Source organism: Shouchella patagoniensis (assembly GCF_002019705.1).
Classification (GTDB): domain Bacteria; phylum Bacillota; class Bacilli; order Bacillales; family Bacillaceae_D; genus Shouchella; species Shouchella patagoniensis.
The window spans coordinates 606,625-632,939 of the sequence record NZ_KV917377.1 but is presented as its reverse complement, the minus strand read 5'-3'; the positions used below and the strand labels follow the sequence as shown (position 1 = coordinate 632,939).

Annotated in this window: 33 protein-coding genes and 2 pseudogenes; 23 read left to right on the top strand and 12 right to left on the bottom strand. The window is 37.7% G+C overall.

The window, feature by feature from the left end; all coding sequences use genetic code 11:
- Nucleotides 1-63: 63 nt before the first annotated feature.
- Genes proC through proB form a run of 3 tightly spaced genes read right to left on the bottom strand, consistent with a single transcriptional unit; the run spans nucleotide 64 to nucleotide 3,262 of the window.
- On the bottom strand, nucleotides 64-888 hold the full coding sequence (proC, locus tag BK584_RS03455) for a pyrroline-5-carboxylate reductase (RefSeq protein ID WP_169871040.1): 825 nt from the start codon (nucleotides 886-888) through the stop codon (nucleotides 64-66).
- A 14-nt stretch (nucleotides 889-902) separates the two neighbouring features.
- Nucleotides 903-2,147 carry a glutamate-5-semialdehyde dehydrogenase gene (locus BK584_RS03450; protein ID WP_078391304.1) on the bottom strand — a complete coding sequence of 415 codons (1,245 nt, stop codon included), beginning with the start codon at nucleotides 2,145-2,147 and terminating at the stop codon, nucleotides 903-905.
- Complete coding sequence (gene proB / locus BK584_RS03445; protein ID WP_078391303.1) at nucleotides 2,144-3,262, bottom strand: glutamate 5-kinase; 1,119 nt, start codon at nucleotides 3,260-3,262, stop codon at nucleotides 2,144-2,146. Before proB ends, BK584_RS03450 begins: the two co-directional genes overlap by 4 nt.
- Nucleotides 3,263-3,661: 399 nt before the next feature.
- Between proB and BK584_RS03440 the strand changes: the two genes are divergently transcribed.
- Nucleotides 3,662-4,414 carry an SDR family NAD(P)-dependent oxidoreductase gene (locus tag BK584_RS03440; protein WP_078391302.1) on the top strand — a complete coding sequence of 251 codons (753 nt, stop codon included), beginning with the start codon at nucleotides 3,662-3,664 and terminating at the stop codon, nucleotides 4,412-4,414.
- An 89-nt stretch (nucleotides 4,415-4,503) separates the two neighbouring features.
- Here BK584_RS03440 and BK584_RS03435 read toward each other — a convergent pair whose 3' ends face one another.
- Nucleotides 4,504-4,746, bottom strand: a complete 243-nt coding sequence (locus tag BK584_RS03435) for a DUF4282 domain-containing protein (RefSeq protein ID WP_078391301.1) — start codon at nucleotides 4,744-4,746, stop codon at nucleotides 4,504-4,506.
- A 182-nt stretch (nucleotides 4,747-4,928) separates the two neighbouring features.
- Here BK584_RS03435 and asnB point away from each other — a divergent pair, with 182 nt between their 5' ends.
- Both asnB and BK584_RS03425 read left to right on the top strand, forming a co-directional pair.
- Nucleotides 4,929-6,779, top strand: a complete 1,851-nt coding sequence (gene asnB / locus BK584_RS03430) for an asparagine synthase (glutamine-hydrolyzing) (protein ID WP_078395385.1) — start codon at nucleotides 4,929-4,931, stop codon at nucleotides 6,777-6,779.
- A 177-nt stretch (nucleotides 6,780-6,956) separates the two neighbouring features.
- Nucleotides 6,957-7,409 (top strand): VanZ family protein, encoded by a 453-nt coding sequence (locus BK584_RS03425; RefSeq protein WP_078391300.1) that lies wholly within the window; start codon nucleotides 6,957-6,959, stop codon nucleotides 7,407-7,409.
- Here BK584_RS03425 and BK584_RS03420 read toward each other — a convergent pair.
- Nucleotides 7,375-8,025 carry a TVP38/TMEM64 family protein gene (locus tag BK584_RS03420; RefSeq protein WP_078391299.1) on the bottom strand — a complete coding sequence of 217 codons (651 nt, stop codon included), beginning with the start codon at nucleotides 8,023-8,025 and terminating at the stop codon, nucleotides 7,375-7,377. The two genes, BK584_RS03425 and BK584_RS03420, sit on opposite strands and share 35 nt — an antisense overlap.
- 87 nt (nucleotides 8,026-8,112) lie before the next feature.
- Between BK584_RS03420 and BK584_RS03415 the strand changes: the two genes are divergently transcribed.
- Together BK584_RS03415 and BK584_RS03410 are read left to right on the top strand one after the other, a co-directional pair.
- Nucleotides 8,113-8,412: an MGMT family protein gene (locus tag BK584_RS03415; RefSeq protein ID WP_078391298.1), complete on the top strand. Its 300-nt coding sequence runs from the start codon at nucleotides 8,113-8,115 to the stop codon at nucleotides 8,410-8,412.
- A gap of 53 nt (nucleotides 8,413-8,465) precedes the next feature.
- Nucleotides 8,466-8,612, top strand: a pseudogene (locus tag BK584_RS03410) (FAD-dependent oxidoreductase); the annotation flags it as partial.
- Here the strand turns inward: BK584_RS03410 and BK584_RS25020 are convergent.
- The 4 genes and pseudogenes from BK584_RS25020 to BK584_RS03395 form a co-directional block, all read right to left on the bottom strand.
- Nucleotides 8,569-8,925 carry a lysophospholipid acyltransferase family protein gene (locus tag BK584_RS25020; protein WP_245808796.1) on the bottom strand — a complete coding sequence of 119 codons (357 nt, stop codon included), beginning with the start codon at nucleotides 8,923-8,925 and terminating at the stop codon, nucleotides 8,569-8,571. The pseudogene BK584_RS03410 and the gene BK584_RS25020 sit on opposite strands and share 44 nt — an antisense overlap.
- Nucleotides 8,916-9,269 (bottom strand): lysophospholipid acyltransferase family protein, encoded by a 354-nt coding sequence (locus BK584_RS25515; RefSeq protein ID WP_078391296.1) that lies wholly within the window; start codon nucleotides 9,267-9,269, stop codon nucleotides 8,916-8,918. Before BK584_RS25515 ends, BK584_RS25020 begins: the two co-directional genes overlap by 10 nt.
- Nucleotides 9,270-9,300: 31 nt before the next feature.
- Nucleotides 9,301-9,567: pseudogene (locus BK584_RS25510) on the bottom strand (carotenoid biosynthesis protein); the annotation flags it as partial.
- Nucleotides 9,568-9,678: 111 nt separating this feature from the next.
- A complete protein-coding gene (locus BK584_RS03395) occupies nucleotides 9,679-9,765 on the bottom strand; it encodes a YjcZ family sporulation protein (protein WP_078391294.1) in 87 nt (28 codons plus the stop codon).
- A 198-nt stretch (nucleotides 9,766-9,963) separates the two neighbouring features.
- Here BK584_RS03395 and BK584_RS03390 point away from each other — a divergent pair, with 198 nt between their 5' ends.
- The 3 genes from BK584_RS03390 to BK584_RS03380 all read left to right on the top strand — a co-directional run bounded on the left by BK584_RS03390 (nucleotide 9,964) and on the right by BK584_RS03380 (nucleotide 12,434).
- A complete protein-coding gene (locus BK584_RS03390; RefSeq protein ID WP_078391293.1) occupies nucleotides 9,964-10,461 on the top strand; it encodes a PTS sugar transporter subunit IIA in 498 nt (165 codons plus the stop codon).
- Nucleotides 10,462-10,657: 196 nt separating this feature from the next.
- Nucleotides 10,658-11,218 (top strand): DUF2179 domain-containing protein, encoded by a 561-nt coding sequence (locus tag BK584_RS03385; RefSeq protein ID WP_078391292.1) that lies wholly within the window; start codon nucleotides 10,658-10,660, stop codon nucleotides 11,216-11,218.
- 94 nt (nucleotides 11,219-11,312) lie between these two features.
- On the top strand, nucleotides 11,313-12,434 hold the full coding sequence (locus BK584_RS03380) for a 2,3-diketo-5-methylthiopentyl-1-phosphate enolase (RefSeq protein WP_078391291.1): 1,122 nt from the start codon (nucleotides 11,313-11,315) through the stop codon (nucleotides 12,432-12,434).
- 109 nt (nucleotides 12,435-12,543) lie between these two features.
- Here the strand turns inward: BK584_RS03380 and uppP are convergent, their stop codons facing one another.
- Entirely contained in the window at nucleotides 12,544-13,371 is an 828-nt protein-coding gene (gene uppP / locus BK584_RS03375; protein WP_078391290.1) for an undecaprenyl-diphosphatase UppP, read from the bottom strand.
- Between the two features lie 84 nt (nucleotides 13,372-13,455).
- On the opposite strand from uppP, the gene BK584_RS03370 reads away from it, so the two are divergent.
- Nucleotides 13,456-13,968 (top strand): TlpA family protein disulfide reductase, encoded by a 513-nt coding sequence (locus BK584_RS03370; protein WP_078391289.1) that lies wholly within the window; start codon nucleotides 13,456-13,458, stop codon nucleotides 13,966-13,968.
- A 5-nt stretch (nucleotides 13,969-13,973) separates the two neighbouring features.
- Here BK584_RS03370 and mciZ read toward each other — a convergent pair whose 3' ends face one another.
- Complete coding sequence (mciZ, locus tag BK584_RS24080) at nucleotides 13,974-14,135, bottom strand: Z-ring formation inhibitor MciZ (protein ID WP_139365602.1); 162 nt, start codon at nucleotides 14,133-14,135, stop codon at nucleotides 13,974-13,976.
- A gap of 81 nt (nucleotides 14,136-14,216) precedes the next feature.
- On the opposite strand from mciZ, the gene BK584_RS03365 reads away from it, so the two are divergent.
- The 7 genes from BK584_RS03365 to BK584_RS03335 all read left to right on the top strand — a co-directional run bounded on the left by BK584_RS03365 (nucleotide 14,217) and on the right by BK584_RS03335 (nucleotide 19,926).
- Entirely contained in the window at nucleotides 14,217-14,753 is a 537-nt protein-coding gene (locus tag BK584_RS03365) for an NUDIX domain-containing protein (protein WP_245808795.1), read from the top strand.
- A 57-nt stretch (nucleotides 14,754-14,810) separates the two neighbouring features.
- Nucleotides 14,811-15,452, top strand: a complete 642-nt coding sequence (spoIIM, locus tag BK584_RS03360; RefSeq protein WP_078391288.1) for a stage II sporulation protein M — start codon at nucleotides 14,811-14,813, stop codon at nucleotides 15,450-15,452.
- 120 nt (nucleotides 15,453-15,572) lie between these two features.
- Nucleotides 15,573-16,061: a ferric iron uptake transcriptional regulator gene (fur, locus tag BK584_RS03355; protein WP_078391287.1), complete on the top strand. Its 489-nt coding sequence runs from the start codon at nucleotides 15,573-15,575 to the stop codon at nucleotides 16,059-16,061.
- Nucleotides 16,062-16,155: 94 nt separating this feature from the next.
- The gene (locus BK584_RS03350; protein WP_078391286.1) at nucleotides 16,156-16,377 is read left to right on the top strand and encodes a YqzK family protein; all 222 of its coding nucleotides are present in this window, start codon (nucleotides 16,156-16,158) and stop codon (nucleotides 16,375-16,377) included.
- Nucleotides 16,378-16,404: 27 nt separating this feature from the next.
- Nucleotides 16,405-17,295: a site-specific tyrosine recombinase XerD gene (gene xerD, locus BK584_RS03345; protein WP_078395381.1), complete on the top strand. Its 891-nt coding sequence runs from the start codon at nucleotides 16,405-16,407 to the stop codon at nucleotides 17,293-17,295.
- A 72-nt stretch (nucleotides 17,296-17,367) separates the two neighbouring features.
- Complete coding sequence (gene deoB / locus BK584_RS03340; RefSeq protein ID WP_078391285.1) at nucleotides 17,368-18,558, top strand: phosphopentomutase; 1,191 nt, start codon at nucleotides 17,368-17,370, stop codon at nucleotides 18,556-18,558.
- A gap of 60 nt (nucleotides 18,559-18,618) precedes the next feature.
- On the top strand, nucleotides 18,619-19,926 hold the full coding sequence (locus tag BK584_RS03335) for a pyrimidine-nucleoside phosphorylase (RefSeq protein ID WP_078391284.1): 1,308 nt from the start codon (nucleotides 18,619-18,621) through the stop codon (nucleotides 19,924-19,926).
- 117 nt (nucleotides 19,927-20,043) lie between these two features.
- Here BK584_RS03335 and BK584_RS03330 read toward each other — a convergent pair whose 3' ends face one another.
- Entirely contained in the window at nucleotides 20,044-20,472 is a 429-nt protein-coding gene (locus BK584_RS03330) for a pyridoxamine 5'-phosphate oxidase family protein (RefSeq protein WP_078391283.1), read from the bottom strand.
- Nucleotides 20,473-20,608: 136 nt separating this feature from the next.
- Between BK584_RS03330 and BK584_RS03325 the strand changes: the two genes are divergently transcribed.
- The 7 genes from BK584_RS03325 (at nucleotide 20,609) to spoIIAA (ending at nucleotide 26,312) form a co-directional block, all read left to right on the top strand.
- On the top strand, nucleotides 20,609-21,022 hold the full coding sequence (locus BK584_RS03325; protein ID WP_078391282.1) for an organic hydroperoxide resistance protein: 414 nt from the start codon (nucleotides 20,609-20,611) through the stop codon (nucleotides 21,020-21,022).
- Nucleotides 21,023-21,036: 14 nt separating this feature from the next.
- On the top strand, nucleotides 21,037-21,828 hold the full coding sequence (locus BK584_RS03320; protein WP_169871038.1) for a VLRF1 family aeRF1-type release factor: 792 nt from the start codon (nucleotides 21,037-21,039) through the stop codon (nucleotides 21,826-21,828).
- Between the two features lie 124 nt (nucleotides 21,829-21,952).
- Nucleotides 21,953-23,356 (top strand): MDR family MFS transporter, encoded by a 1,404-nt coding sequence (locus BK584_RS03315; RefSeq protein WP_078391281.1) that lies wholly within the window; start codon nucleotides 21,953-21,955, stop codon nucleotides 23,354-23,356.
- Between the two features lie 100 nt (nucleotides 23,357-23,456).
- Nucleotides 23,457-23,654 carry a DUF2188 domain-containing protein gene (locus BK584_RS03310; RefSeq protein WP_078391280.1) on the top strand — a complete coding sequence of 66 codons (198 nt, stop codon included), beginning with the start codon at nucleotides 23,457-23,459 and terminating at the stop codon, nucleotides 23,652-23,654.
- A gap of 98 nt (nucleotides 23,655-23,752) precedes the next feature.
- A complete protein-coding gene (locus tag BK584_RS03305) occupies nucleotides 23,753-24,583 on the top strand; it encodes a polysaccharide deacetylase family protein (RefSeq protein WP_078391279.1) in 831 nt (276 codons plus the stop codon).
- A 107-nt stretch (nucleotides 24,584-24,690) separates the two neighbouring features.
- Nucleotides 24,691-25,860, top strand: a complete 1,170-nt coding sequence (locus BK584_RS03300; protein WP_078391278.1) for a D-alanyl-D-alanine carboxypeptidase family protein — start codon at nucleotides 24,691-24,693, stop codon at nucleotides 25,858-25,860.
- Nucleotides 25,861-25,967: 107 nt separating this feature from the next.
- On the top strand, nucleotides 25,968-26,312 hold the full coding sequence (spoIIAA, locus tag BK584_RS03295) for an anti-sigma F factor antagonist (protein ID WP_078391277.1): 345 nt from the start codon (nucleotides 25,968-25,970) through the stop codon (nucleotides 26,310-26,312).
- The last annotated feature ends 3 nt before the right edge of the window (nucleotides 26,313-26,315 follow it).

Below are 26,315 nucleotides of genomic sequence, written 5' to 3'. Positions count from 1 at the left end.
TCCTTCGTCTAACTTGTATTATCTTACCAAGATTAGAAAGGGAGGAAAAGCATTGTCATGATTTTATTTTTTCGAAGTTAAAAAAGTTTGCCCGATTGTAGCTGAACGATTATAAGCATGATGAATTGCTTCTTTAAAATGGAGGTTACTATTTGATTCATTTAAATAGGAAATTGCGGCTTCGGTTGTACCACCTGGACTCATGATTTCTTGATAGAGCTCACTTGCCGGCTTTTCACTTACGGATAACCTAGTGGCGGAGCCGAGCATAGTTTGTGCAACAAACGCTCTTGCTTCTTCTGCTGAAAGACCTTTTTCTATAGCTGTGTTAATCATTATCTCAGCCAGGTAATAAAAATAGGCCGGACCACTACCTGCAATTGCGGTTACTGTATCCATTTGGTCATCGTTCACAATTGATACAGAGCCTATGGATGTAAACACATTTTTTGCTAGCTTGATCTCTTTTTCTTTTGCAAATGTTCCTATTGAAATAGCTGTTGCAGAAGCATGTACTTTCGCGGAAGTATTAGGCATTGCACGTATAACCACTGTTTCTTTTGGTAACCATTGTTCAATCGTAGCTAGTCTGATACCAGCGACTACAGAAATAATAAGTTGATTCTTTCTTAAAAATGGTCGGATTGAAAGAATGGCCTCATGTAGATTTTTTGGTTTTACTGCAAGCACAATAATATCCTTGTCACGAATCGCATTTTCATAATCATTTGTAACATTGACATTGTATAAATGCTGAAGTCTATTTAATTTTACCTTATCAGAATAATTTATGACTGTTAAAGCTGTAAATTGTCCTGAAGGTTGAATGCCACTGATGATCGCTTCTGCCATTTCTCCAGCGCCAATAAACCCAATCGTTGTGCCCATTATGTTTCCGCCTTTCATTTAATTTGTCCGTTGCCATAGATGCAATATTTGCTTGTTGTTAGTGCTTCAAGACCCATAGGTCCTCTTGCATGTAACTTCTGTGTACTTATGCCAATTTCTGCTCCAAAGCCAAATTCAATTCCATCTGTAAATCGAGTAGAGGCATTGTGGTAGATGCAAGCTGCATCAATACCCTTAAAAAAGGCATCTCTCTCATTTATATCTTCTGTCACAATTGCTTCAGAATGTTTTGTGCCGTATTGAGTGATGTGAGCAAGTGCTTCCTCTGTCGATTTAACACAACGTATTGCTAAAATTAAATCTAAATACTCTTTTGACCAATCGTCTTCAGTGGCATGGTTAATCTCTTTATGAGCTTTTACAGCATAGGAATCACCAACTAAAGAAACTCCGGAATGAAGTAATTCTTCAGCCAGGTCGTGTAAATGCTGGTCTGCGAAATTCTCATGTACGATCAGTGTTTCGCAAGCATTACAAACAGACGGTCGTTGGGTCTTAGCATTCAACACGATTGATTTCGCTAAGATTGGATTGGCTGATTCGGCTAAGTAAACGTGACAATTGCCCACTCCAGTCTCAATAACTGGTATCGTTGCTTCTTCTATTACCTTATTAATAAGCGAAGCTCCTCCTCGTGGAATTAGTACGTCAATGGTTGATTTTAATTTCATAAATCGAGCAGCTTCTTCATGAGAAGAATCCTCAAGAAGTTGAATAACATCTGGATTAATTTGTGAATGAGCAAATGCTTTTTTTAGAGTATGGACGATTGCTTTATTTGACTCAATGGCGCTTGCGCTTCCTCGTAATACTACCGCATTTCCGGTTTTAATTGTAAGAGTACAAGCATCAACCGTCACATTTGGACGAGCCTCATAAATCATCCCGACAACACCAAATGGGGTAGAAATTTGTTCGATTTTAAGTCCATTAGGCCTGGTTATCGTTTGAATCGTTGCACCAATTGGATCAGGTAGTTCAACAAGTGTTAAAATGCTGTTTGCCATCATTTGAATTCGGTCTTCAGTCAGAAGTAATCGGTCGACTATATGATCACTTTGTCCATTTGCCTGAGCTTTACTAATGTCTTTTTTGTTCGCTTCAATGAGCTTTGGTGCATCGTCTAGTAGTAATTGTGCCATTTGTTTTAAAACATTGTTTTTTTGTTCCGTGGATGCATGTGCAAGTGTAGCTGATGCTGCTTTTGCTTGCATTGATTGTTTTTTAGCATTTGTCATATCAATCTCTCCTGTTCAATGGCGACCCAAAAATTGCGATGGATAACCGCTTTTTTACTTCGGTTTGTCACTTGCATGGCTTCTACGCTGCTGAGCCCTTTAATAAGATCCAACTCATTTTTGCTAAAATTGACTTTGCCTTTACCAATCAACTTGCTATTGGCAAAAACATTAATGATATCCCCAGCGGTAAATGGTCCTTCGGCTTGGATAACTCCAGCTGGTAACAAGCTTTTTCGTTTTTGTAAGAGCGCCATAGAGGCACCCTCATCAATATGAATGCTGCCAATTGGCTTACTATGGTAGACAATCCATTGTTTGACGTTTGACATCGTTTTGTTTGAAAACGGTCCAAGATATGTCCCATCGCCTTTGCCATGCAAAACATCTGTGAATTTGGCGTTACCGCACCCAGATCCGATAAATACATTTGTACCAAAATCAATCGCAGTTTTAGCTGCAAGGAGTTTTGATTTCATGCCTCCAGTCCCAACAGAAGAAGTGGTTGAATCGATTTCTTTAAGAAGTGTTTCAGGGATATTCGCTAAGTAATGGTATTTTTTAGCATCTTTGTTTTTGAATGGATTTTGGTCATATACTCCATTAACATCTGTGAATAAACAAAGCATATCCGCATGGACGATTCCGCTAACTAACGCGGAGAGTCGGTCATTGTCCCCAAAGGTTAATTCATCAATTGATATAGAGTCATTTTCATTCACAATTGGAATCGCCCCTCTGTTTAGTAATTCTACGATTGTTCGTGACATATTAGAAAAACGAGTTGAGTCTGTGAAATCAGCCCGCGTTAAAAGCAGTTGTGCTGCTACATAATGATGTTTTCTGAATGCTTCCATATAAGATTGCATTAGAAGACTTTGGCCAACAGCGGCAGCTGCTTGTTTCTGAGAGATTGATTGTGGTTTTTGTTTATACCCTAGTATAGGAAAACCAGCAGCCACAGCTCCAGACGTAACAAGCACAACCTTATATTTTTGTTTTAGTAAAGCAACAATGGCTTGCACATGATTTTTCAACTGAGGAACGTTTAAATGACCTGCTGAATCTGTTAAACTACTGCTGCCAATTTTAATAACAATAATGCCATTTGCCATCATTTGAGCTCCTCTATTTAAAAATAAAAAAAGTCTCTTCTGTCCTTAAAAAAGGACGGAAGAGACTCCGCGGTACCACCTTTGTTGGCATCATTTGCCCACTTAATTATTCATTAACGCAGAATAAGACGCTGGAATTTTAGCCAGGAGCTCTAGGAATAGGGGTTCAAATCTAGCAGGGATGGTTGGTTCTTTCAGCCGGTGAAACCAACTCTCTATGCATTTGCTAAGTTCTACTTGTTCCTGTCGTTGCCCATACATACTTGTTAAGTTGAAGTGATTATACATGAGGGACGATTTAAAAGTCAATTGTTTTTTTGAAAAAGAGAGGAGGAGGTGAAGCTGGTACTCTTTTCATGTAGACTGTTTCTATGTGATAAAAAAAGGTGTGGTTTAAAGATGAAAACGATATGGATAACAGGTGCATCAAGTGGTTTAGGGGCAGAAATAAGCAAGCAAGCTCAGTCGAAAGGGTACCGTATTGTTAAGCTGGCTCGTTCTTTTTCGACTAGTAAGATGGAGAATCAAAACATCATTTCAGTTCATATGGATTTATTAGATGAAAACCAAGTTATGAAAACTGTCAAATATCTCTCTGAACAAGGGTTAGCGCCTGATGTAGTTATTAATAATGCTGGAATCGGAATATTTAAGACTGCGTGGGACATCAATCAACAAGAAGCAGAACAGATATTCAGAGTGAATGTCCTAGGAATGATGGCGCTAACGGGAGCTGTTATACCAATTATGAAAGAAAAGCAATCTGGTCATATTATTCAAATTGGCTCGCAAGCAGGAAAACTTGCAACTGCAAAAGCAAGCGTATATGCAGCTTCAAAACACGCTGTCATTGGATACTCAAATGCAATCCGTCTCGAACTGAAACCTTTTGGTATCGCTGTATCTACGGTAAATCCCGGTCCTATTGCAACCCCATTTTTAAAGCAAGCTGACCCAAGTGGTTCTTACGAAAATTCGATTAAAAAGTGGTTGCTTGATCCTACTAAGGTAGCTGAACGCGTTGTTCGTTTAATTGAGACCCCTAAGAGGGAAGTGAATCTGCCGTGGTGGATGAATGTGGCAGCAAAAGCACACGCCGTTGCGCCTCATTTATTTGAGTCAATTGCTGGTCCCTTTTTAACTAAAAAATAACGAAAAAAAGGAATGTGCTATTAAATGTGTAGTGAACATTTAATAGCACAACATCATAAAAAGGTGGGGCTTTTAAAGCCTAATCTTTTTTATTTATTTTTAATAACGCTAACTTCCTCTAACAGACGAAATATGGTTAAAACCAACTCGCTAGTTACTCTTAATAAAATAGGACCAGCCACTAAGACTAACAGACCAGATAAAACAGGAAGGGGTGTTCCGTAAGCAAATAGATAAATTGAAAAAACGACACATAATCCAATTCCTAACCAATAGAGCCATTCGAGAAGGACTGGTGTATACAAGCGTTCAAATCGTAAAAGTTGATACATTCTTGCACCTCTTTTATTTGTTTGTTCGTAGTATGTGGAAAAGTAGTTCTTTTACCCAAGCTTTCTTTGAATAACGAAAAAGAAGCACTTTTGCCTTTTTGGATGAATACCATAGCTTAGGAGTGAAAGAGGTGTAAAGCAAAAGGGTTTGTATTGCATCTTAGAAAGGGCTGATGGAATCAATGTGTGGCATTACAGGGTGGATCGATTGGCGGAGGGACCTGCGCACAGAAACACAACAAATTACAGATATGGCAAAAACGCTAAACCGCCGTGGACCAGATGCTCTTGAGACATGGGTGAGACAACAGGTGGCTTTTGGTCATGCGCGCTTAATTGTTGTAGACCCAGAAGGCGGAAAACAACCGATGACGCGTACGGTAAGAAACAATGAATACACAATTGTTTACAACGGCGAACTATATAATACGGAGGAGATTCGAAAAGAATTACTCGTATCTGGCCATACGTTTAATGGCCACTCTGATACAGAGGTTTTATTAAAAGCTTACATCGAGTGGGGCGGTGAATGCCTAGAAAAGCTAAACGGAATTTTTGCATTTGCCATCTGGGATAACAATGAACAAACCCTATTTATGGCAAGGGATCGTTTAGGAGTTAAGCCGTTATTTTATACCATTCGTGATGGATTTTTATTATTTGGCTCGGAGTTAAAAAGTTTATTGGCACACCGTGATGTTGATGCAGTTGTAGATCGTGGAGGTTTAGCTGATGTAATGGGGCTTGGACCATCTAGAACACCAGGAAATGGAATTTTTAAGCATGTTAAGGAGTTAAGACCAGCACATTATCTTACCTACAGCAAAAATGGTGTTGTGACCAAACGATATTGGCAATTAAAAAGTGGTACTCACACCGCTTCAACAAAAGAAACGGCAACACATATCCGTGAATTACTTGAAGATATTGTTGAACGTCAGCTATTTGCAGACGTTCCCGTTGGTATGTTTCTCTCGGGTGGAATTGATTCAAGTGCGTTAACGGCAATTGCAGCAAATGTTTATAAGAAACAAGGCAAAACAAATATTCTTAGCTATTCCATTGATTATGAAGAAAATGAAAAGTATTTTAAAGCAAGTACATTTCAACCAAACGCTGATGCCGAATGGGTTAAAAAAGTCTCGAACCATTGTGGCACAAACCATACCGATTGCGTAATTGAAAATGCTGTATTGGCAGAGCTATTAAAAGAATCGGTACTTGTACGTGACACGCCAGGCATGGCCGACGTTGATTCTTCCTTACTTTGGTTCTGTAAGCAAATCAAAAAAGATGTAACTGTTGGACTATCTGGAGAGTGTGCTGATGAGATATTTGGTGGATATCCTTGGTTTCATAAACCTGAGGTAATGGCGATTGATGGTTTCCCATGGATGAGATCTGTGAATGAACGGATTGATTTGCTAACACCGGAGTGGCAAAAGAGACTTGATTTAAAGAGCTATGTTCATAACCGGTACCGAGAAACAATTAATGAAACACCTCGTTTTACTGGAGATTCTAAAGAAGAAGCTCGGCGGCGAGAAATTTCATATCTGAACATGGTTTGGTTTATGACGAACTTACTGGATCGAAAAGATAGAATGAGTATGGGAGCTTCTCTTGAAGTTCGAGTGCCATTCTCTGATCATCGTCTAGTCGAATATGTTTGGAATATCCCGTGGGAAATGAAAACTTACGGCGGTAGAGAAAAGGGGATCCTACGTAAATCATTAGAAGGTTTGCTTCCAGATGATGTGCTTTACAGAAAGAAAAGCCCATATCCAAAGACACACCACCCCACTTATACAAAAGCCGTCACATCAGCCATTGCTAAGGTTGTTCAGCAAGATGATGCTCCGCTGTTTGAATTCATAAATAAGGATAAGTTAAAACAGATTGCCGATGCCGGTGGATTTGATACTGGGAAACCTTATTTTGGGCAACTTATGGCCGGACCACAGCTATTGGCGCATTTTGTGCAAATGGATTATTGGCTTAAACAGTATCAAATCAAAATTGATGCTTCTTAAAATCCTGGCAACCAGCCAACTCTATATGATTCAATCAAACCTCTGAGATTAACTGTCAGAGGTATTTTTTATCTATTAAAAGAAGACACAGTCGTTTCCTAGAGTGGTTCTAAAAAGAAAGCTTGTTCAGTTTTCTTTTATTGTGCATATATGTAAATATAGGAGGGGGGATTTACAATGAGTGGCTACAAACAATTTGGCATGTTTTTGTTTTTTTGTTATCTTGCATTTGTTCTCTATCTAACACTTGCGGCGTGGAATTATGGTGCATCGTTCGAACCTGGAGGATTTGATGGGCGCAACTATAATTTTCATCCTTTTCGGAGCATTTTTAGAATTACTTTTTACAGCCCTACTATTTATGATCCGATTGTAATTTTGTTAGGAAACATAGCTTTGTTTATACCTCTAGGGTTATTCCTTCCTTTCCTTTTTCCGTCATTTCAAACAATAGTGAGAACTGTGATCGCAAGTTTTTTCGTTTCTTTATTTATTGAAGTGAGTCAGTTTACTTTTACATCACGTGTCGCTGATGTGGACGATTTAATTTTAAATACAGCAGGAGGACTTATCGGTTATTGTTTTTTTATGATCATTATTTTTCTAAAGAAGCGGATCGTTTATTTTTAAGCGTCCAACGTTGCCAGCTTCGATAGCCTACATACACAATAATTAAAAAGATAAAGTAATAAATGCCAATCATAAAAAGGGTTGCTGGATCTTGTAATACGGCATTACCAACTGTAGCAAATAAAATCATCGAAGGTACTTTACCTAAAGATGAGGCAAACACATAATGGGATGTTTTCACTCTGCTTAATGCCGAATAAGCATTTACTAGAATGGAAGGAATAATTGGAATAAGCCTTGTTATAAAAATGGTCATAAACGCACTTTTTTCAAATAAAACCGTTATTTTTGAGGTTGTATGAAATCGATTAATTAGTGATAAACCATAGTCTTGGTAGGCGTAGCGGATTAAGATAAACATTAGAATAGATGCACTAGAAGAACCTATCCAAGTAATTAAGCTCCCAGTAATAGGACCAAACGCTGCTCCAATTAGGCCGCCTGTAATTGGATAAGGTATAATTGGAAAAAGAGCAAGAACTGTAGCGATTAGAGCCGTTACGATTAGATACTGCTGGCCAAATGATTGAATCCATAAAAGCATTGACTCTCCAAAAAAGAAAACCGCTAAACCTACTGTAAGAAAACTAATAAAAACACCAATCTTTTTACCCATAAAACACCTCATATTTTCCACTTAAGCTTTTAAAGATTTTCTGTAACAAGCTATATTGTAGCAGATGATGGAGGAAAGAAGCAGCAAATGAATTCTTTTTTTAATCAAGTTTATACACTAGTGAAAAAGATACCACCAGGTGAAGTTGCTTCATATGGAGAAATCGCGCGTAAATTAGACGCACCGAGAAGTGCAAGAGTAGTTGGTTGGGCAATGAAACAAGCCCCAAAAGATGTTCCAGCTCATCGGGTTGTAAAAAAAAGTGGCGAGTTGCCTAATGTATTTTTTCAAGGGAGTTCACAGCGGAAGCGCTTAGAACAAGAAGGAATTCAATTTACAGATGATGGAGCTGTGCAAATGGACAAACATAGTTGGACAGGGATTTAGGTTTAAAATGAAAAAAACCCGGGTAATAAGTAGTGTATTATTTAGTTATTTAGATAGAAAAAGGGTGGGTATGTGAAAAAATAATAATCATTGGTGCGGGTCCAGGTGGACTAGCAACCGCACTTCTATTGGCTGGTAAAGGATATGATGTAAAAGTCATTGAAAAACAGCCATATATAGGTGGGCGTACCTCAAGTTTAACCAGTCACTTACACTTTTTGTTCCATACATACTTACTTGATAGGCGCTGGTCAACCCGTTAATAATATTAAATCGTTGTTGATCTAGTTGTTCAGAAACAATTGCTTCTATCTTTACTCTTGTTTCTTCTCTCGTTTCGTTTAACACCAAGTTCGAAATAGAGTTGCCTAAATGGATATACAAACGCGGACGCTGCTCATTCATAAATGCATAATAAAAAGTGACTGGTGCAATTTGTGTGTCGATAGGAACCTTCTCTGCAAGCCAGCCGACCCCGGACATAAAATCCAAAGGGCGTTTCTCTAGTGGCATTTTTTTCCTTGTGGAAATAACCACACTGCCTTTCCTTGTTGAAGCAAAGATACTGTATATGTAAGAGAGGTCAACACATCTTTAGGTTTCTGTGGTTGAACTGAGTATGCTCCTACGTGCGAAAAGAAAGGGAATTGTTTAAGGCCTGTTTCATTCATCATTACATATTCATCATGCTTGATGAAACGTTTTGAAAGAAACAGAGCGATCATCCCGTCCCGCCAACTGCTATGATTTGCAAGTAGCAGCAAAGGTTTTTTTAAATCATAATCCCCTTCATAATGAACATGAATGGAAGAGAATGAGCGCTTGCATAACCAATAGCTGACATATAAATGAAACAAATTGAAGGAAAATGTATTTTTTTGGCCTTAATCATGCGATCCTCCGACTGTAGTAAATAAAGAGTAGCAGAGCCATACAACAAATTGTTAGTAATGGAGCTAAGAACATGCCATTAACGGTAGCAGTAATAGAAAACATGACGATCATTAATATGTATAAAAGGACCATACGCGGCTGCCAGTACTTCTGTTGAGGCTTCTTATCATAATTAAACAAGTGTAGCAAAAAGAAAAGCAACCCATGAAGGGCTAAGGCAATAAAAAACCAGCCCATAAAATTAGAGAAAGGAACACCGTAATAAAATCCTTCGCATAAGCATTTTTTTGCACTCTATTTTTAAAATGATCTTTGTGTTGTTTATGAAAAAAGGGGCAGGATACCTGCCCCTAAGCATATTCCATTATTTAATTATTTAATGTAAGCAGATCCTACAATGACAAGTAGAATAAATAGTACGACGATGAAAGCAAACCCACCCTGGTTCTCAAAACCCATCGTTCATCACTCCTGTAAAATAATTTTTAATGTTTCTAGATAACTTATGCAGGCGTTAGCGGATTGTATAGGCAAAACACCTAGAAACGTTTAGTTAAAATTTGTTAGGGAATAGTATGTACGTTGACAATTGTAAAAGATCCTTATTAAAATACAGTGAGGTAAGCAGCATGCTTATGGATTTAAAGGAGTGGTTTAATGTTTAAAAAGTTATTTGGGAAAAAAGAAGCAGAAATAAAAACAGAAACGATTGCTTCACCGATCAATGGTAGAATTGTTTCAATTGAACAAGTTCCAGACCCAACTTTTAGTGAAAAGATGATTGGTGATGGTATAGCGATTGAGCCTGCAGATGGACATGTTGTTGCACCTGTAGAAGGGAAAATCGTCCAAGTTTTTCCGACAAAACATGCTTTTGGAATTGAAACACCAGGTGGAGCAGAACTTTTAATTCATATTGGACTTGAGACGGTGGCAATGAATGGAGAAGGATTCACGTCTCATGTAAAAGAAGGTGATCAGATTAAAGTTGGCGATCCTATCATTGATTTTGATCTCGAGCTAGTGAAGGAGAAGGCCGCTCATACAATAACACCAATTGTTATTACAAATCACGATAAGTATACAATTGAGAAAGTTGGAGAAGGCGAATCCATTGCAGGAGAAACAAGTTTATTTAAACTTAAATTGAAATAAATGTAATAAACGCAAAGCATTGTCGCTTTGCGTTTTATTTGTGCGCGATTTGTCAAAATCTTTTCTAGTTCTTGCTATGGTTTTCTTTGCTTGAACCTGTTAAACTACCTTTTGATTGCAGTTTGTTTCTTATGTCAATCTAGTTGAGTAATTAACATTTTAGAGAGTGTAATTTGATTAATACGAGGTGAATGCTATGCTTCTACAAGCATTAATTATATTTATTGCCCAATTGATTTATGTTCCCATATTAACTTTGCGTACCATTATGATGGTAAAAGGCCTTAAACAAAAAGCAGCGGCAATGGGGATGTTAGAAGGAGTCATTTATGTTGTTGCTTTAGGGATTGTTTTTAGTGATTTGTCGAACTATTACAACATGGCTGCGTACGCTTTAGGCTTTGGAATTGGTTTATATATCGGTGCAATTATAGAAGAGAAGTTAGCTATTGGTTATGTAAGTATTGAAGTAAATATTCCACAAAAAAACCAAGCGTTAATTGATCGACTAAGGGAACTTGGTTTTAGTGTATCGAGTTCTTCAGTTGAAGGGATGAATTCTCATCGATGTCAGCTAGACTGTACGGCTAGGCGTGATCGGGAAAAAGAGTTTATCACGATTGTCTCAAAATATGAGCCTGCTGCTTTTATCGTTTCGTTCGAACCACGAAGTTTTAAAGGTGGATATATAACAAAAGCAATGAAAAAAAGGCGCGAGAAATATTTGAAACGAAAAGAAAAAGCAGAGACGACATAATGGTGCTCTGCTTTTTTAATAAGTTGCTATTCTTGACAGTTTGACTTATATTTCGGATTATAAAAGATAAATGCATATTAAGGGAGGCAGGCTTATGGCTCAAATTAATGCAGTATACTATGTCAGCGAATCAAATGACTTTATTGAAGAAAAAGCCGAAAAAATGGCTTCAGGGTTAACTGCTAAACCTTGGCAGGAAATGCCTGAATCAGAAAAACAGGAGAGTCTTGCTTATAAAGGACGAGTTTTATCCATTACTGAAGATGATACATATGGAAACGGGTACTTTGTTACAATCTCTTTTCCTGTCGCGTATGAGGTACCTGATTTCCCGTCCATTTTAACAACTACATATGGCAGACTATCTTATGAACCGAATGTTAAACTTATTGACTTGCAATTTTCGAACGATTTAATTAGCTTGTTCCCAGGTCCAAAGTATGGAATAGCAGGAATTCGAGAATTAGTCGAAGTCAAGAATCGTCCGTTAGCAATGAGTGTTGCGAAGGGAGCAATTGGGCGTTCGATTGATTCGTTCCATGAACAAATGCTTGCCCATTGTTATGGCGGTATTGATATCATACAAGATGATGAGCGTTTATTTGAACATGATTGGACACCACTTGAACAACGTGTTCCAGTTGGTCTTGCTGCGATTGCAGAAGCGGCTGAGAAAACTGGTCGCACACCACTTTATGTTGTGAATGTAACCGGGAAAACGTTTGAATTAAAAGAACGTGCAAAAGAAGCAATTGGTTTAGGTGCTCCTGCGCTCCTGTTGAACGTTTTTGCGTATGGAATTGATGTTTTACAAGGTCTTAGTGAAGACCCGGAAATCGACGTTCCCATCTTTGCTCATTCTTCTTTAGCTGGAATGATGACTCGCTCCAAACAACATGGCATTTCTTCCCGTCTTCTATTAGGGAAATTAATGCGCATGGCAGGAGCCGATGCAGTGCTCTTTCCCTCTCCATATGGCAGGATAGGAATAAATGCTGAAGAGGCGAGGCATGTAAAAGAGCAATTACTCCAGCCAGCTGAAATGAATTCAACTTTTCCAATTCCTTCTGCGGGTATTGATTTTAATACAATCGCTAATGTCAAAAAAGATTTTGGTCAGGATGTTATCATTAATCTGGGTGGAAGCGTTCATCGTTATAGCGGTGGAGTCGAAGCTGGTGGGAAAGCGTTAATCGAAACAATTAGCAAAGCGTAAATAAAAATGCCTCGGAGATAAAATCTCCGAGGCATTTAAGTGAATAAGATTTTTTATGAATCACTTCAAGCTGAAGCGGCTATTAATAGCCGCTTTATTAGTCGTTAAATTAGGATGTTCCTAACGCATTGCGGAAAATAAATACGAGTATAGCGACAATAAAGCAATAAATAGCAAAGTAAACAAGTTTGCTTCTGCGCACTAGATTAATAAAAAATACAATTCCTAACCACGATGCAATAAACGTAACGATAAAGGAGAGGCTAAGTGCCAAAATTTCAGTTTGTTCTAATAACACACCTGAAGTTAAATCATCAATAGCAAGAACAGATGAACCTAATATGACTGGAATTGAAAGTAAGAAAGAAAATCGTACCGCTGTTTCTTTTGAAAGCCCTGCGAACATCCCAACAATTAAGGTAGTTCCAGAACGAGATAAGCCTGGGACAAGAGCTAAACATTGACCTAGCCCAACGAAGATTGAATCCCAAATCGTCATTTCTTTTTCTGTTCGGTTTCCGTGACGTACAAAACGTTCTATAATGATTAAGAAAAGACCTGTAACAACTAATGCAAGTGCGATAAATATAGGGGCTTTAAATGTTTCACTTATGTAATCTTCAAACATGATTCCTGCAATGCCAGTAATTGCTGTAGCAACAACCAAATAAATTGCAAAGAAAAACATAGACTTGTTTTGTGGCGTGCGGTTTTTAAAGAAAGCAAAAAAGCCACGAATAATTTCAATCAAGTCATTGCGGTAATACAGAATCACTGCTAAAACAGAAGCTAAATGCAGGAGGATTTCAAAGCTGAAACCGTCAAAGGTCATATTAAACATTGATTGGACAATAATTAGGTGTGCAGAGCTAGAAATAGGTAAGAACTCAGTAAGACCTTGGACTAGTCCGAGGATAATAGCTTCTAGTAAACTCATTTTTGAATTCCCTTCTTGTTATAATCGATACATACTTGATCATTCTAGCAAACTTTTAAGCAATCGGAAAGAGGCGAGTGCAACATGAAAAAACGGTCTTTGACTTTGATCGTGCTGATATTTGCAGCTTTAATGATTGGGGTCGTCATTTATCAAGGCATCGGCGAAGAGGGTCCAATCGTCGCTGGAGATACGATGCCAGACTTAGAATTAGAAATGTATGGTGAAGGACCTCAAACAATCCACCAATATGCAGGGGAAATAGTGGTTCTTAATATTTGGGCTTCGTGGTGTGAACCATGTATCAGAGAAATGCCCGAGCTAATGGAATTTGCACAATCAGATAACGAAGTTACGGTTATTACAGTTAATATGCAAACGCGAGAATTTAGAGCAAGTGATGCAATTGATTTTATCAATGAACAGGATCTCGATCTTCCAGTTTTTCTTGATGAAGATGGGGAATTTTTAGAGAAAGTTCAACCTCAAAATTTCCCAATGACCTATATAGTAGATGAAAATATGGTCGTACAAGAGGTAGTCACTGGCGAGGTACACGCAAAAATGTTACAAGAAAAAGTGGATAAACTGAAATAGTCTATTTATTTAATGCGTTTTAGCAGAGGGCGTTGATTTACTGAAGAGTTATGGTCTATCCATGCTTGAACTGTTTTAAACGTGTAAGCTGCTTGTTTTAATGTGAAGAGCACTTCTTGTTTTGTACCAGATAATACAATTTGGTTCGTATGGTGGTAGGTCTTCATAGTAGAATCACCTCGTTTTTTATTAAGTGTGTTACACTTTTATGCAGCATATACAATAGACATGCATAGGGAGATGAGAAAGTGGATTTATTTTTTGAAAAAACAGTTCAAAGAGAAACGATATTTAAAGGGAAAGTAATTACTTTGGAGGTCGAGAAAGTTCAAATGCCAGATGGCAATCAGTCAACACGAGAGTTGATAAGACATCCTGGTGCAGTTGCGGTAATTGCTGTTACAGATGAAGGAAAAGTAGTTTTGGTAGAGCAATATCGAAAAGCGTTAGGAAAGTCAATTATTGAGATTCCAGCAGGTAAAATGGAAGCTGGTGAGGCGCCGGAAAAAACAGCGATGCGAGAACTTTATGAGGAAACAGGTTATAAAGCAGAAACATTGACGTTGCTTACATCTTTTTATACATCTCCTGGGTTTGCAGACGAACTTGTTTATATTTACGAGGCAAAAGGCTTAAGCAAAGGGAATCAGCAATTGGATGAGGATGAGTTTGTTGAGATACGTGAGTTATCAATTAAGGAATGTGTCGAGCTTGAGCGTGAACAAAAAATTCATGATGCGAAAACCAGTTATGCATTGCTGCACTTAAAATCAAACCAATTATAAAAAAGTCATAGACTGTCTCTCCTTTTCATAGATTGATTGCAAGGGGGAGGACAGGCTATGAAAAAAAAACGCGTATATGATACGGTCACACATCATCTACATGAACATAAATCACTTTATCTTTTTGTAAGTATTTTATTTTTAATGGGTGTCGTTTTTGGCGCAATCGTTGTGAACAGCTTAAGTCTAACCCAACGTCATGATTTATTTATGTATGTTAGTCAATTTTTTCATGAAATGAATAATGGCTATATTGTATCCGCCCCAAGTGAGTTGTTTGTAAATAGCTTTACCCATTATGGAAAATATATAGGATTTATGTGGATATTAGGCATTTCTCTGATTGGACTGCCAATAATCTTAATTATGATTTTTGTTAAAGGTGTTGTCATTGGATTTACTGTTGGTTTTCTAGTAAACCAACTAGGAGGCCAAGGTTTCTTATTGGCACTTGTCTCTGTTCTCCCACAAAATATCATTCTGGTACCCGCTTTTATCGTTGTTGGTACTTTGAGCGTCTCATTTTGTTTGCGTCTAATGAAACAAACGTTTGCTAAAGGATTTAATGAACCGATTTTCCCTCATTTTTTGCGCTATACGATGTTAATTCTTATTGTAGGTGCTTTTATTACGTTCGCCTCTGTATTTGAAGCATACTTATCTCCAGTTTTAATGAAATGGATTATCGGAACTTTCTAGAATCATTCTTATTAAATAATTGATATTGATTTTCAGTTAATAATAATTATTAATTGACAACTGTTTTCCTGCATCCTATAATGAGAATCAATAGATCGCTTGTGGATAAGGGAGGACGTTATGGAGAATCGATTAGAGCGAATTAAAAAACAGCTACATGCTCAAAGTTATAAATTAACGCCTCAGCGCGAAGCGACAGTTATCGTATTATTAGAGCATGAAGAGGATCATTTAAGTGCTGAGGATGTTTACCTCCTAGTAAAAGAAAAAGCGCCTGAAATTGGTTTAGCGACTGTGTACCGCACGCTTGAACTGTTAACTGAATTAAAAGTAGTCGACAAAATTAATTTTGGAGACGGTGTCTCCAGGTTTGATTTGCGTCAAGAAGGTGCAAATCATTTTCATCATCACCTAGTATGTATTGAGTGTGGTGCAGTTGATGAGATTCAAGATGACTTACTTGGGGACGTAGAAGCGATTGTGGAACGAGATTTCACTTTTAAAATTAAAGATCACCGTTTAACATTCCATGGCATCTGTTATCGTTGTCAAGAGCAGTCGAATGAAAACGAAACGGAGCTGGAACATCTAATAAAAGAAAATGTGTGACCGCCTAATGTAAGGGGCGGTCTTTTTTATGTGTATAGAATGTGTGAAAACAGGCATAGATTAGTAGTAAAACAACTTGTCTGGGGGAAAAACAATGGTTCGAACGATGGCACAAACAATTAAAGCAGCCTTACTGTTTGTTGGATGCACGATCTTCTTTTATTATGGTATCCTATGGGTGAACGAAGAAATTAGCCAGCACCAAAAGTATGATGAGCCGGAAGGAAGAGCAATTAAAGCATCAACAGGGGATAGTGAATTTAATAGTATATCGATCGAACAACGGCTTGAGCTCTTTCTTTGGAGTGGCGAATAATAAAAAAGGAGTCGGGTTCATATGGGGTTGAATCACGACATTCGTGAGTTTATTCATTTTATAAAAGTTGAGAAAGGGTTGTCTGCAAATACGGTTGAGTCATATACAAGAGATTTAAAGCAATATACCCTTTTTTTAACCCAAGGGAATGTCTTTTCTTTTAATGATGTTAATCAAAGGCTTGTTCAAGATTATTTGTATTCAGCGAAACAAGCAGGGAAATCATCTGCCACAATGGCACGTATGCTAACATCGATTCGCTCGTTCCATCAATTCCTGTATCGAGAAAAGTGGACCGAAAAGGATCCAACAACACTGATTGAGTCACCTCGAATTGAAAAAAAACTACCTAACTTTCTTTCGATTCAAGAAGTGGACATTTTACTAAATGCTCCAGTTATCACGAATCCACTAGGAATGCGAAATAAGGCGATGATGGAACTCTTGTATGCCTCGGGAATGCGCGTTACTGAATTAGTTTCTCTTAAAGAGGACAACATGCATTTATCAATGGGGTTTGTAAGGGTGGTCGGAAAAGGAAATAAAGAGAGAATTGTACCTCTAGGAAATCAAGCTACTCAAGCACTTCTTACTTACATTGATCAAGGTAGACCCAAATTGGTAGCTAAAAAAAATCATCACGAATACTTGTTTGTAAATCATTACGGAAGACCTCTTACAAGACAAGGCTTTTGGAAAGTGTTAAAACAGTTAGCACGTGATGCCTCAATTACAAAAGAGTTTAGCCCGCACACACTAAGGCATTCTTTTGCAACTCATTTGCTTGAAAATGGTGCTGACTTAAGGTCTGTTCAAGAAATGTTAGGACATGCAGATATTTCAACGACACAAATTTATACACATGTGACAAAAACAAGGATGAAAGATGTGTATGCGCGCTATCATCCACGTGCATAAGTCTTACATTTGATTAACTGGAAAAACCTTGTTTGACTGAACGTCCGGATTATTAAGGAGGAAATAAGGGAAATGACAAAATCATTTAATCGTGTTTTTCTAATCGTAATGGACTCTGTTGGTATTGGTGCAGCTCCAGATGCCAAAGAGTTTGGAGATGAGGGCACGAATACATTAGGTTCGATTGCAAAAGCGTTTAACGGATTACAAGTGCCACAACTGGAACAATTAGGTCTAGGGAAAATTGCACCAATAAAAGGTATAGCTGACGTACCAACCCCTTTAGCTAGTTACGGTATTATGCAAGAAGCTTCTGTTGGAAAAGACACGATGACAGGTCATTGGGAAATGATGGGGTTACATATTAAAGAACCATTCCGTGTTTTTCCAGAGGGTTTTCCAGACGAGTTACTTGATGAATTAAAGCAGTTAACTGGTCGTGGAATAATTGGAAATAAAGTGGCATCAGGAACAGAAATTTTAGATGAATTAGGGGAGGAACATGTTAAAACAGGTAATTTAATTGTGTACACCTCCGCAGATTCTGTTTTACAAATTGCTGCTCATGAAGAAGTGGTCCCCATCGATGAACTGTATGATATATGTGAGAAGGCAAGAAAGCTAACCTTGGACCCTAAATATATGATAGGAAGAGTAATTGCTCGTCCATTCATAGGGAAACCGTCTGGCTGGAAGAGGACCGCCAATCGTCATGATTATGCGTTAAAACCATTTGGACAAACCGTTATGAATGCGCTTGAAGACGGTGGGTATGATTCTATTGCTTTAGGGAAAATCTCTGATATTTATGATGGAGAAGGTGTAACAGAGGCAATACGTACTGAATCTAATGATGACGGCATGAATAAGTTACAACAGCAAATAAATCGTTCATTTAATGGTTTATGCTTCTTGAATTTAGTTGATTTTGACGCATTATATGGTCATCGTCGCGATGTAAAAGGTTATGGCGATGCGATTATTACGTTTGATAAACAGTTAAAATCAGTCATAAAAGACCTTAAAGAGAACGACTTACTCATTATAACTGCTGATCATGGCAATGATCCAACACACAAAGGGACAGATCATACACGAGAATTGGTGCCTTTGTTAGTTTATGGAGAAAGTCTAGAACCGGTATCTTTAGGAAAACGAATGACGTTTGCGGATATAGGTGCGACTATTGCAGATAACTTTGATGTTAACATGCCGGAACATGGAATAAGCTTTTTAGCAGAATTAAAACGTCAAAGCAAATAAGTTTTTTAAGTCCTTTATATTCATTTGTAGAAAAAAAGTACATGGAGGGGAATTTAAAAGATGAGAATGGTCGATATAATAGAAAAAAAACGAGATGGACAAGCATTAACACAAGCTGAAATAAAATGGTTTGTTGAGGGATATACAAAGGGAGAGATACCTGATTATCAAGCATCTGCCCTTGCAATGGCAATTTATTTTCAAGACATGAATCAGACTGAACGAGCAGAATTAACGATGTCAATGGCTGAATCTGGAGATATGATTGATTTGTCATCCATCCATGGAATTAAGGCAGATAAACATTCGACGGGGGGCGTAGGAGATAAGACGACAATTGCTCTTGCTCCACTAGTGGCGGCAGTAGATGTACCAGTTGCTAAGATGTCTGGAAGAGGACTAGGTCATACAGGTGGAACAATTGATAAGTTGGAAGCGATTCCTGGGTTTTCTTCAGAAATGGACACTTCAAAATTCATAAAGCTTGTAAATGAAAATAAAATAGCAGTTGCTGGGCAAACAGGGAACTTAACACCTGCTGATAAGAAACTATACAGTCTTCGTGATGTGACAGGGACTGTAAACTCAACGGCTTTAATTGCGAGCTCAATTATGAGCAAAAAAATTGCTTCAGGTGCAGATGCAATTGTTTTAGATGTAAAAACAGGCTCTGGGGCTTTTATGAAATCATTAGAAGACTCCGTAGAACTCGCCAATGCAATGGTTGAAATCGGCACAAAAGTAGGCCGTAAAACCATGGCGGTGATTTCTGATATGAACCAGCCACTAGGTAAAGCTGTAGGAAATGCGCTAGAGATTAAAGAAGCCGTTGATGTCTTAAAAGGGAAAGGACCTGAAGATGTTCGTGAACTATGCTTGGTTCTTGGGAGTCATATGGTTTATTTAGCGAAGAAAGCGGAATCAGTAGCTGCAGCAAGGCAGAAACTTGAGCAAGTAATCGCAAGTGGTGAAGCCATTCATGTATTAAAAATGTTTATAAGAGCACAAGGTGGCAATGATGCGATCGTTGACGATGAAACGCTATACCCACAAGCTAATTATCATATCGCCGTAAAAGCAGAGACAGAAGGGTTTGTCAAAGAAATAACGGCTGATAAAATTGGTGTGGCTGCCATGCAATTAGGTGCGGGAAGGGCTACCAAAGAGGACGAAATCGATTTGGCAGTAGGTCTTATTTTGGAAAAGAAAATTGGTGACTATGTGGAAAAAGGAGATACACTTGTTACATTACACGCCTCCAAAAGTGATGTAAAAGAAGTAGAGAAGATTGTTCTCGATTCTTATACAATTGTTTATGAGGAAACAGAAAAACCAACTCTTATTTATAAAGAAATTCACGCAGAATAAGTACAAAATAAAAACAAGTCCTCCCGAATTCGGGAGGACTTGTTTTTATTTTTGTGCAAGAACATATTTATAAAAATGAAAAGAACGTGTGTATAATTCTCTGTTTTTTGAATAAACTCAATCAAACGTTATTTCTTCGGGTGTATTTGATCCCTTATTCATTAGACGAATGGTGGTGGGCTTTAATTCTAAGAGAACAAACGAATCATCTTCAGGGCCATCAAAATAATGAGATAGCGAATCGTTCCAAAATTGTTCTTTTAATTGTTGATCATCTCGAATTTTAGCTTTTCCTTGGAATTCAATAAATGAGTCACCAAATCCTTCTCCATTATAGCCTAATAATACATGGATATTTGGATTTTCTTCAATTTCACGCGCCTTGTATGTTTCGTGATTTGTTGGTGTGTATAAAGTGAATTCATCATGAAAAAAAGTCATGTACCTAGAATGAGGCTTGTTGTTCTTTATTGTTGCTAATGAGCCAACTTTGTGATCATCCATTACCGATAAGATTTGTTGTTTAAGTTCATTTTGATTTGTCATTTTAAATCACCCTTCATAATTGTCGTACGAGTAGTATACCTTTAATAAAAAAAATAAAACGTCGAAAAAAGGTTTAGTTTAATGGACAAAGGTGTATACAACCTATGAAAGCAGATTGACAGAAGGAGTGTTATTCATGGCAGATATCGTATACACATCAACAGCTACCGCACAAGGTGGACGTGAAGGACATGTTAAATCAGATGATTCTAATCTTGATTTTGATCTAGTAAAACCAGGTTCAAAAGACAAAGGAACGAATCCAGAACAGTTGTTTGCAGCTGGTTATGCATCTTGCTTTGACGGAGCACTAAATTTAATGGCCTCAAATGCTAAAAAAGAAATTGAATCAACAACAACGGCTCATATATCATTAGTGAAAGATGACTCTGATGGTGGGTTCCAAATTGGTGCAGAGCTTGAAGTAGAAGTAAAGGGAGTTTCAGAGGAAGAAGCGCAGGAGCTTGTTGAGAAAGCCCACGAATTTTGCCCATATTCAAAAGCAACTAGAGGGAATATCCAAGTTAAACTTACTGCAAAAGCAAAATAAGAGGAGGGTGACCATTGTCACTAGCAAAAGACATCAAGCATTTTAAGCAAATTCATTGTGAAGAAGGCTGTCTATCCATTTACTTACGTACCTCTTTATCAAGCGCTGATCAACAAAAAGGCGAATGGAAAATCCGTTTAAAAAATGGATTAAAGAAGTTGGAAGAGTATATCGAAGCTAGTGACAACCAACCTGAGTTAAAAGCTTTTAAGAAAGTAAAAAAAGAAGCTGAAAATCATATTTTGGAACTCTCAACTCAATTACCTAACAGTATCGTTTTTATTGGATCTTCAAATGGTGATTTTCATTTACGCAAACTACAAGTACCGGTAGAAAATGATTTCCGCTGGGAACGGCATCCTGTTGTTGATCAATTAGAAAGCTTGGAGGAAAAATACCCATTATCAGGCATTGTAATGATCAAAAAAACAGATGTACATTCTGTTGAAACTAGCTTAGGTGAAGTGGTAGAGGAGAAGCACTACTCATGGGATATTGAGCAAGAAGATTGGAAGGAATACATTGGTGCAAGACCTCAGGCAGAAACAGGTGCGGCATTGCACCGCGAACAATATTCAGAACGCTTTGATGCCAATCAACAGAGATGGTATAAGAAAATCGCCAAAAAGATTGAAAAAGAAGCCAAAAATAGACACTGGGAAACGATTCACGTGGTAGGTTCCCCTGATCAAACATCAGAGTTTGCAAAACAACTTACTGTTAGTGATGTATTAATTGTGAAAAAGAATCTTGCCAAGATGAAGTCACATGAAATTGTAAAAGAAGTTAATGAGTCAGCCATTTAATATTAAGCTTGCGCCTATTAGGTGCAAGCTTTTTCGTGAGGCGAAACAAAGATTTTGACAAACAAGAAAGCGGATCGATATAATTAAATAACTTAAACAAGTTGAAAAAAAAGAAGGTTTTTGAATGAATGAGGCCGAAGAGGATTTTTCTCAGTTAAATAAAAAACCACTTATAGCCGTTTTATTAATAGGTGCTTTTGTAGCAATTTTAAACCAAACGTTATTGACGACAGCTCTACCACATTTGATGGTAGACTTACAAATAAATGAAAATGCGGCCCAATGGGTTACAACTATTTTTATGCTAGTTAACGGAATTATGATTCCAATAACGGCTTTTTTAATTGAAAAATTTACAACTCGATCTTTATTTCTAACTGCTATGATGCTGTTTGGTATAGGGACGCTCTTGTGTGCAGTCTCGCCTTCATTTAGCATACTGCTAGTAGGAAGAATCATACAAGCTGCTGGTGCTGGAATTATGATGCCCCTCATGCAAACAGTCTTTCTGTTAATCTTTCCAAAAGAAAAAAGAGGAACGGCAATGGGGATGGTTGGTCTAGTTATTTCCTTTGCGCCAGCAATTGGTCCAACGTTATCCGGATGGTTGGTCGAATCCTACCATTGGACTATTCTCTTTTGGATTATTTTACCGATAGTCATTATTGATATTATCGCAGCCATTTTTATCATGAAAAATGTAACGACCATCCGTCATCCGAAATTAGATATTTTTTCAATCATATTATCGACATTAGGATTTGGAGGACTCTTATTTGCATTTTCTAATGCGGGACAGGCAAGTTGGGGAAATCCGACTGTTTACTTACCTTTAATTGTTGGTATTATTACGTTGGTTTTATTTATTAACCGACAGTTGAAATTACCACAACCAGTACTTGAATTCCGAGTGTTTACGTACCCAGTGTTTAGTCTAACAACGGCAATTGGCATGCTCGTTTTTATATCTTTAGTAGGGCCGGCAACACTTTTGCCTATCTTTATGCAAAACATGCAAGGGTATACAGCTTTTGAAACTGGGTTAACAATATTGCCAGGGGCCGTTTTAATGGGGATTATGTCCCCAATTACAGGAAGAATTTTTGATCGAATAGGAGCGCGAAGTCTGGCGATTACTGGGTTATCATTAATTTTTATCACATCATTGCTGTACACCAATTTATCTGAAGAAACAAGTCTTCTTTACTTAACGATTGTATATGCTGTACGGATGTTTGGGTTATCATTAGTGATGATGCCTGTTACGACTGCGGGAATAAATGTCCTTCCACGTCATTTAATTCCTCATGGAACTGCCATGAACAATACGATGCGTCAAGTGTCGGGTTCAATTGGAACAGCGATACTTGTCTCTATTATGACTGCATCGGCTGAGACCCAAGAAAATGAAGCAATGATTGAAGGAGTTAACAATGCGTTTATTGTGGCCGCGGTAGTTGCTTTTCTTAGCTTGATTCTATCTTTTTTTATCAAGAGAAATAAAAAACCTGAACTTGATTCGGATTAAAGCGATTAAATGGTTTTTGTGGTCTTTTATCTATTCAAGTTTACACTTAAAACGAACAGGGTAAATAAGTAGTAGAACAGATAAAGGAGAGAGTTTTTACATGAAGGAATATTCAGTAGTACCAAATAAAGATGCAACAACTTGGTTTTTGAAAATTGAGGATGTCGCTCCTTACGAAGAGTTTGACAAACAAACAACTGCAGTAGAAGCAGGAATTCGTTTCGCAGAAGCAAATAAACCAAGCAGATTAATTATTTTTGATGAAACGAATGAAAAGCAGGAAATTAAAACGTTCTAATTAGGTTAAACAGACCCAGTCAAAAGGGTCTGTTTTTTTTGCATAAAAGTCCTGTCTAGCGCCAAACTATACCAACTAATGGAAAAGAGAGGATCCTTATGAAGATTAGTGCGAAAAACATCATGACGGTTTGTACAATATGTGTGTTCGCATCAAGTTGCTCTTACACGTATCCAGAGTACAGTAATGCTTTGCATCGGAAGGCTCCAGCCCAACATTTCAGTAGTCAGGATTTTCATAACCAAACGTATACGCCTGAATCATCCATGCCAAAGAAAGCTGAAAGCAATTTAGAGAGCTTAGATTCTAAAAGCATACATTCGATTTATTCAAAAGCAGAAACAGAAGAGCGTAATATTGCTTTATCATTCAATGATGGTCCAGATAAATTACATACGAATGCAATACTTGATCTACTTAAAGAAATGAATGTGAAAGCAACCTTCTTTGTCATCGGCTCGAAAATAGAAAACAATGAAACGATACTTAAGCGGATAGTCGCTGAAGGACATATGGTCGGTAATCATACATTTCATCATCTTGATTTAACTTCTTTGACGACAGACGAAATTTTACAGGAGCTGGATCAAACGGAAAAGAAAATTGCGAATACCATTGGTAGAAAAACCAAAATGGTACGTGTTCCTTATCATTTATTGAACGAGCAGGTCGTTCAAGTTCTTCATAATGAAGGCTATCATATTATTGGTTGGAGTTTAGATGCAATGGACGGACTTTCAGAATACCAATTAACTGCGAAACATGTCGTCTCAGAAATTAAACCGGGAGACATCATATTGCATCATGATGGAATTGAACAAAGTAATGAATTATTAATGCAATTGCCAGATGAAATTAAAGAGTTGAAAAAAAGAGGCTACCAATTTCTAACAGTCCCAGATTTGCTTAAGATAAAAGGGTTAAATTAGTCGCACACAAGCTGTGCTTTTTTATTATGTCGAACGTATAGTGCGTCTAGTAAATGGAAAGAATAGCGGATAGTTTTTAGATCATGGGATCAGTGGAGGTAAGAAAGATGAAAAGATTGTTTGTAATGATTGTAGCCATGTTTGTATTCGTTATGGGTAACAACGTTAACGGAGTTGCGACCGCAGCAGAAAAACAAAACTTAGATTTAGCAGAAAATGCAACATCAGCAATTGTGATTGAAAGAGACACTGGAGAGGTTCTATTTGAAAAAGATAGTGATAAACCATTGCCTCCAGCAAGTATGACTAAGATCATGACGATGTTATTAATCATGGAAGCTATTGAAGATGGAGAACTTAAATACGAAGATATGGTGACAGTAAGCGAGAATGCAGCATCAATGGGTGGTTCGCAAGTATTTTTAGAACCAGGAGAAAAAATGAGTGTTGATGATATGCTCAAAGCAATAGCTGTTGCATCTGGAAACGACGCGGCTGTAGCAATGGCAGAGCACATTGGTGGTACAGAGGCTGAATTTGTTAAAAAAATGAATGGAAAAGCAGCTGAATTAGGGTTAGAACACACGTCTTTTAAAAATACAAATGGTTTACCAGTAGCTGATCATTATTCATCAGCTCAAGACTTAGCGATTATCGCTAAAGAACTTCTGAAACATGAAAATATCACTTCTTACACGGGTATCTACGAAGATTATTTAAGGAAAGGAACGGATAAAGAATTCTGGCTAGTAAATACAAATAAACTTGTTCGCTTTTATCCTGGTGTGGATGGCTTAAAAACTGGTTTTACACAAGAGGCTAAATATGGGTTAACAGCGACTGCAGAAAAAGATGGAATGCGCGTCATTGCAGTTGTTATGGGAGAGCCTACACCTAAAAACCGCAATGCAGATATTACAGCAATGTTAGATTATTCATTTAGCCAATACTCGACAAAGCACCTCTATTCAAGGGGGGATGTTTTGGGAGAGGCAAAAGTAACAAAAGGACAAGATAAGACGGTACAAGCAATTACTCCAGAACAAGTGTCAATTTTGCATAAAAAAGGTGAAAAAATCGATGAAGCGATGACAAACGTAACACTTGTTGATCATTTGCATGCACCGATTGAAAAAGGCGATGTTATCGGTCAATTGAGTATTGAAAAAGAGGGCGAGACACTTTTAAAAACAGATCTCACGGCGGCTGAGTCTGTTGAGAGTGCTTCGTGGTGGGAACTATTTAAACGGACATTGTCAACATTTGCTGGAAAGTAGCTGAATTATAGAGATTTGCAATTTAATGCACTAGTTTTGTCAGTAGCAAGGATTCTATCTTCCATGCATCGAATCTAAGCATTAGAAAAATTGACGGAGGTGCGATCGTGAGTTTGCAAATTGATTTAGAACAACATGGACATGTATTACTAATCCGCTTAGACGGTGAGCTTGACCATCATGCGGCAAAAGAATTAAGAAGCAAGATTGAGGCTCGATTAGGAGAAGTTCAACACATTGTATTGAACTTAGCAAAGTTATCGTTTATGGATAGCTCTGGTTTAGGCGTTATATTGGGCCGCTATAAGCAGATTAAGGCAAATAATGGTGAGATGGTGGTTTGCGCCATATCCCCTGTAATCGAAAGATTATTTGAAATGTCAGGGATGTTTAAGATTATTCGCTTTGAAGAAAATGAAGGATTTGCTTTGCAAAAGCTGGGGGTGGCATAACCA

Excerpts from the sequence above, each read along its gene's own strand:
- proC (WP_169871040.1), bottom strand. The coding sequence starts at position 888 with ATGGGCACAACGATTGGGTTTATTGGCGCTGGAGAAATGGCAGAAGCG.
- BK584_RS03450 (WP_078391304.1), bottom strand. The coding sequence starts at position 2,147 with ATGACAAATGCTAAAAAACAATCAATGCAAGCAAAAGCAGCATCAGCT.
- proB (WP_078391303.1), bottom strand. The coding sequence starts at position 3,262 with ATGGCAAATGGCATTATTGTTATTAAAATTGGCAGCAGTAGTTTAACA.
- BK584_RS03440 (WP_078391302.1), top strand. The coding sequence starts at position 3,662 with ATGAAAACGATATGGATAACAGGTGCATCAAGTGGTTTAGGGGCAGAA.
- BK584_RS03435 (WP_078391301.1), bottom strand. The coding sequence starts at position 4,746 with ATGTATCAACTTTTACGATTTGAACGCTTGTATACACCAGTCCTTCTC.
- asnB (WP_078395385.1), top strand. The coding sequence starts at position 4,929 with ATGTGTGGCATTACAGGGTGGATCGATTGGCGGAGGGACCTGCGCACA.
- BK584_RS03425 (WP_078391300.1), top strand. The coding sequence starts at position 6,957 with ATGAGTGGCTACAAACAATTTGGCATGTTTTTGTTTTTTTGTTATCTT.
- BK584_RS03420 (WP_078391299.1), bottom strand. The coding sequence starts at position 8,025 with ATGGGTAAAAAGATTGGTGTTTTTATTAGTTTTCTTACAGTAGGTTTA.
- BK584_RS03415 (WP_078391298.1), top strand. The coding sequence starts at position 8,113 with ATGAATTCTTTTTTTAATCAAGTTTATACACTAGTGAAAAAGATACCA.
- BK584_RS25020 (WP_245808796.1), bottom strand. The coding sequence starts at position 8,925 with ATGCCACTAGAGAAACGCCCTTTGGATTTTATGTCCGGGGTCGGCTGG.
- BK584_RS03395 (WP_078391294.1), bottom strand. The coding sequence starts at position 9,765 with ATGGGTTTTGAGAACCAGGGTGGGTTTGCTTTCATCGTCGTACTATTT.
- BK584_RS03390 (WP_078391293.1), top strand. The coding sequence starts at position 9,964 with ATGTTTAAAAAGTTATTTGGGAAAAAAGAAGCAGAAATAAAAACAGAA.
- BK584_RS03385 (WP_078391292.1), top strand. The coding sequence starts at position 10,658 with ATGCTTCTACAAGCATTAATTATATTTATTGCCCAATTGATTTATGTT.
- BK584_RS03380 (WP_078391291.1), top strand. The coding sequence starts at position 11,313 with ATGGCTCAAATTAATGCAGTATACTATGTCAGCGAATCAAATGACTTT.
- uppP (WP_078391290.1), bottom strand. The coding sequence starts at position 13,371 with ATGAGTTTACTAGAAGCTATTATCCTCGGACTAGTCCAAGGTCTTACT.
- BK584_RS03370 (WP_078391289.1), top strand. The coding sequence starts at position 13,456 with ATGAAAAAACGGTCTTTGACTTTGATCGTGCTGATATTTGCAGCTTTA.
- mciZ (WP_139365602.1), bottom strand. The coding sequence starts at position 14,135 with ATGAAGACCTACCACCATACGAACCAAATTGTATTATCTGGTACAAAA.
- spoIIM (WP_078391288.1), top strand. The coding sequence starts at position 14,811 with ATGAAAAAAAAACGCGTATATGATACGGTCACACATCATCTACATGAA.
- fur (WP_078391287.1), top strand. The coding sequence starts at position 15,573 with ATGGAGAATCGATTAGAGCGAATTAAAAAACAGCTACATGCTCAAAGT.
- BK584_RS03350 (WP_078391286.1), top strand. The coding sequence starts at position 16,156 with ATGGTTCGAACGATGGCACAAACAATTAAAGCAGCCTTACTGTTTGTT.
- deoB (WP_078391285.1), top strand. The coding sequence starts at position 17,368 with ATGACAAAATCATTTAATCGTGTTTTTCTAATCGTAATGGACTCTGTT.
- BK584_RS03335 (WP_078391284.1), top strand. The coding sequence starts at position 18,619 with ATGAGAATGGTCGATATAATAGAAAAAAAACGAGATGGACAAGCATTA.
- BK584_RS03330 (WP_078391283.1), bottom strand. The coding sequence starts at position 20,472 with ATGACAAATCAAAATGAACTTAAACAACAAATCTTATCGGTAATGGAT.
- BK584_RS03325 (WP_078391282.1), top strand. The coding sequence starts at position 20,609 with ATGGCAGATATCGTATACACATCAACAGCTACCGCACAAGGTGGACGT.
- BK584_RS03315 (WP_078391281.1), top strand. The coding sequence starts at position 21,953 with ATGAATGAGGCCGAAGAGGATTTTTCTCAGTTAAATAAAAAACCACTT.
- BK584_RS03310 (WP_078391280.1), top strand. The coding sequence starts at position 23,457 with ATGAAGGAATATTCAGTAGTACCAAATAAAGATGCAACAACTTGGTTT.
- BK584_RS03305 (WP_078391279.1), top strand. The coding sequence starts at position 23,753 with ATGAAGATTAGTGCGAAAAACATCATGACGGTTTGTACAATATGTGTG.
- BK584_RS03300 (WP_078391278.1), top strand. The coding sequence starts at position 24,691 with ATGAAAAGATTGTTTGTAATGATTGTAGCCATGTTTGTATTCGTTATG.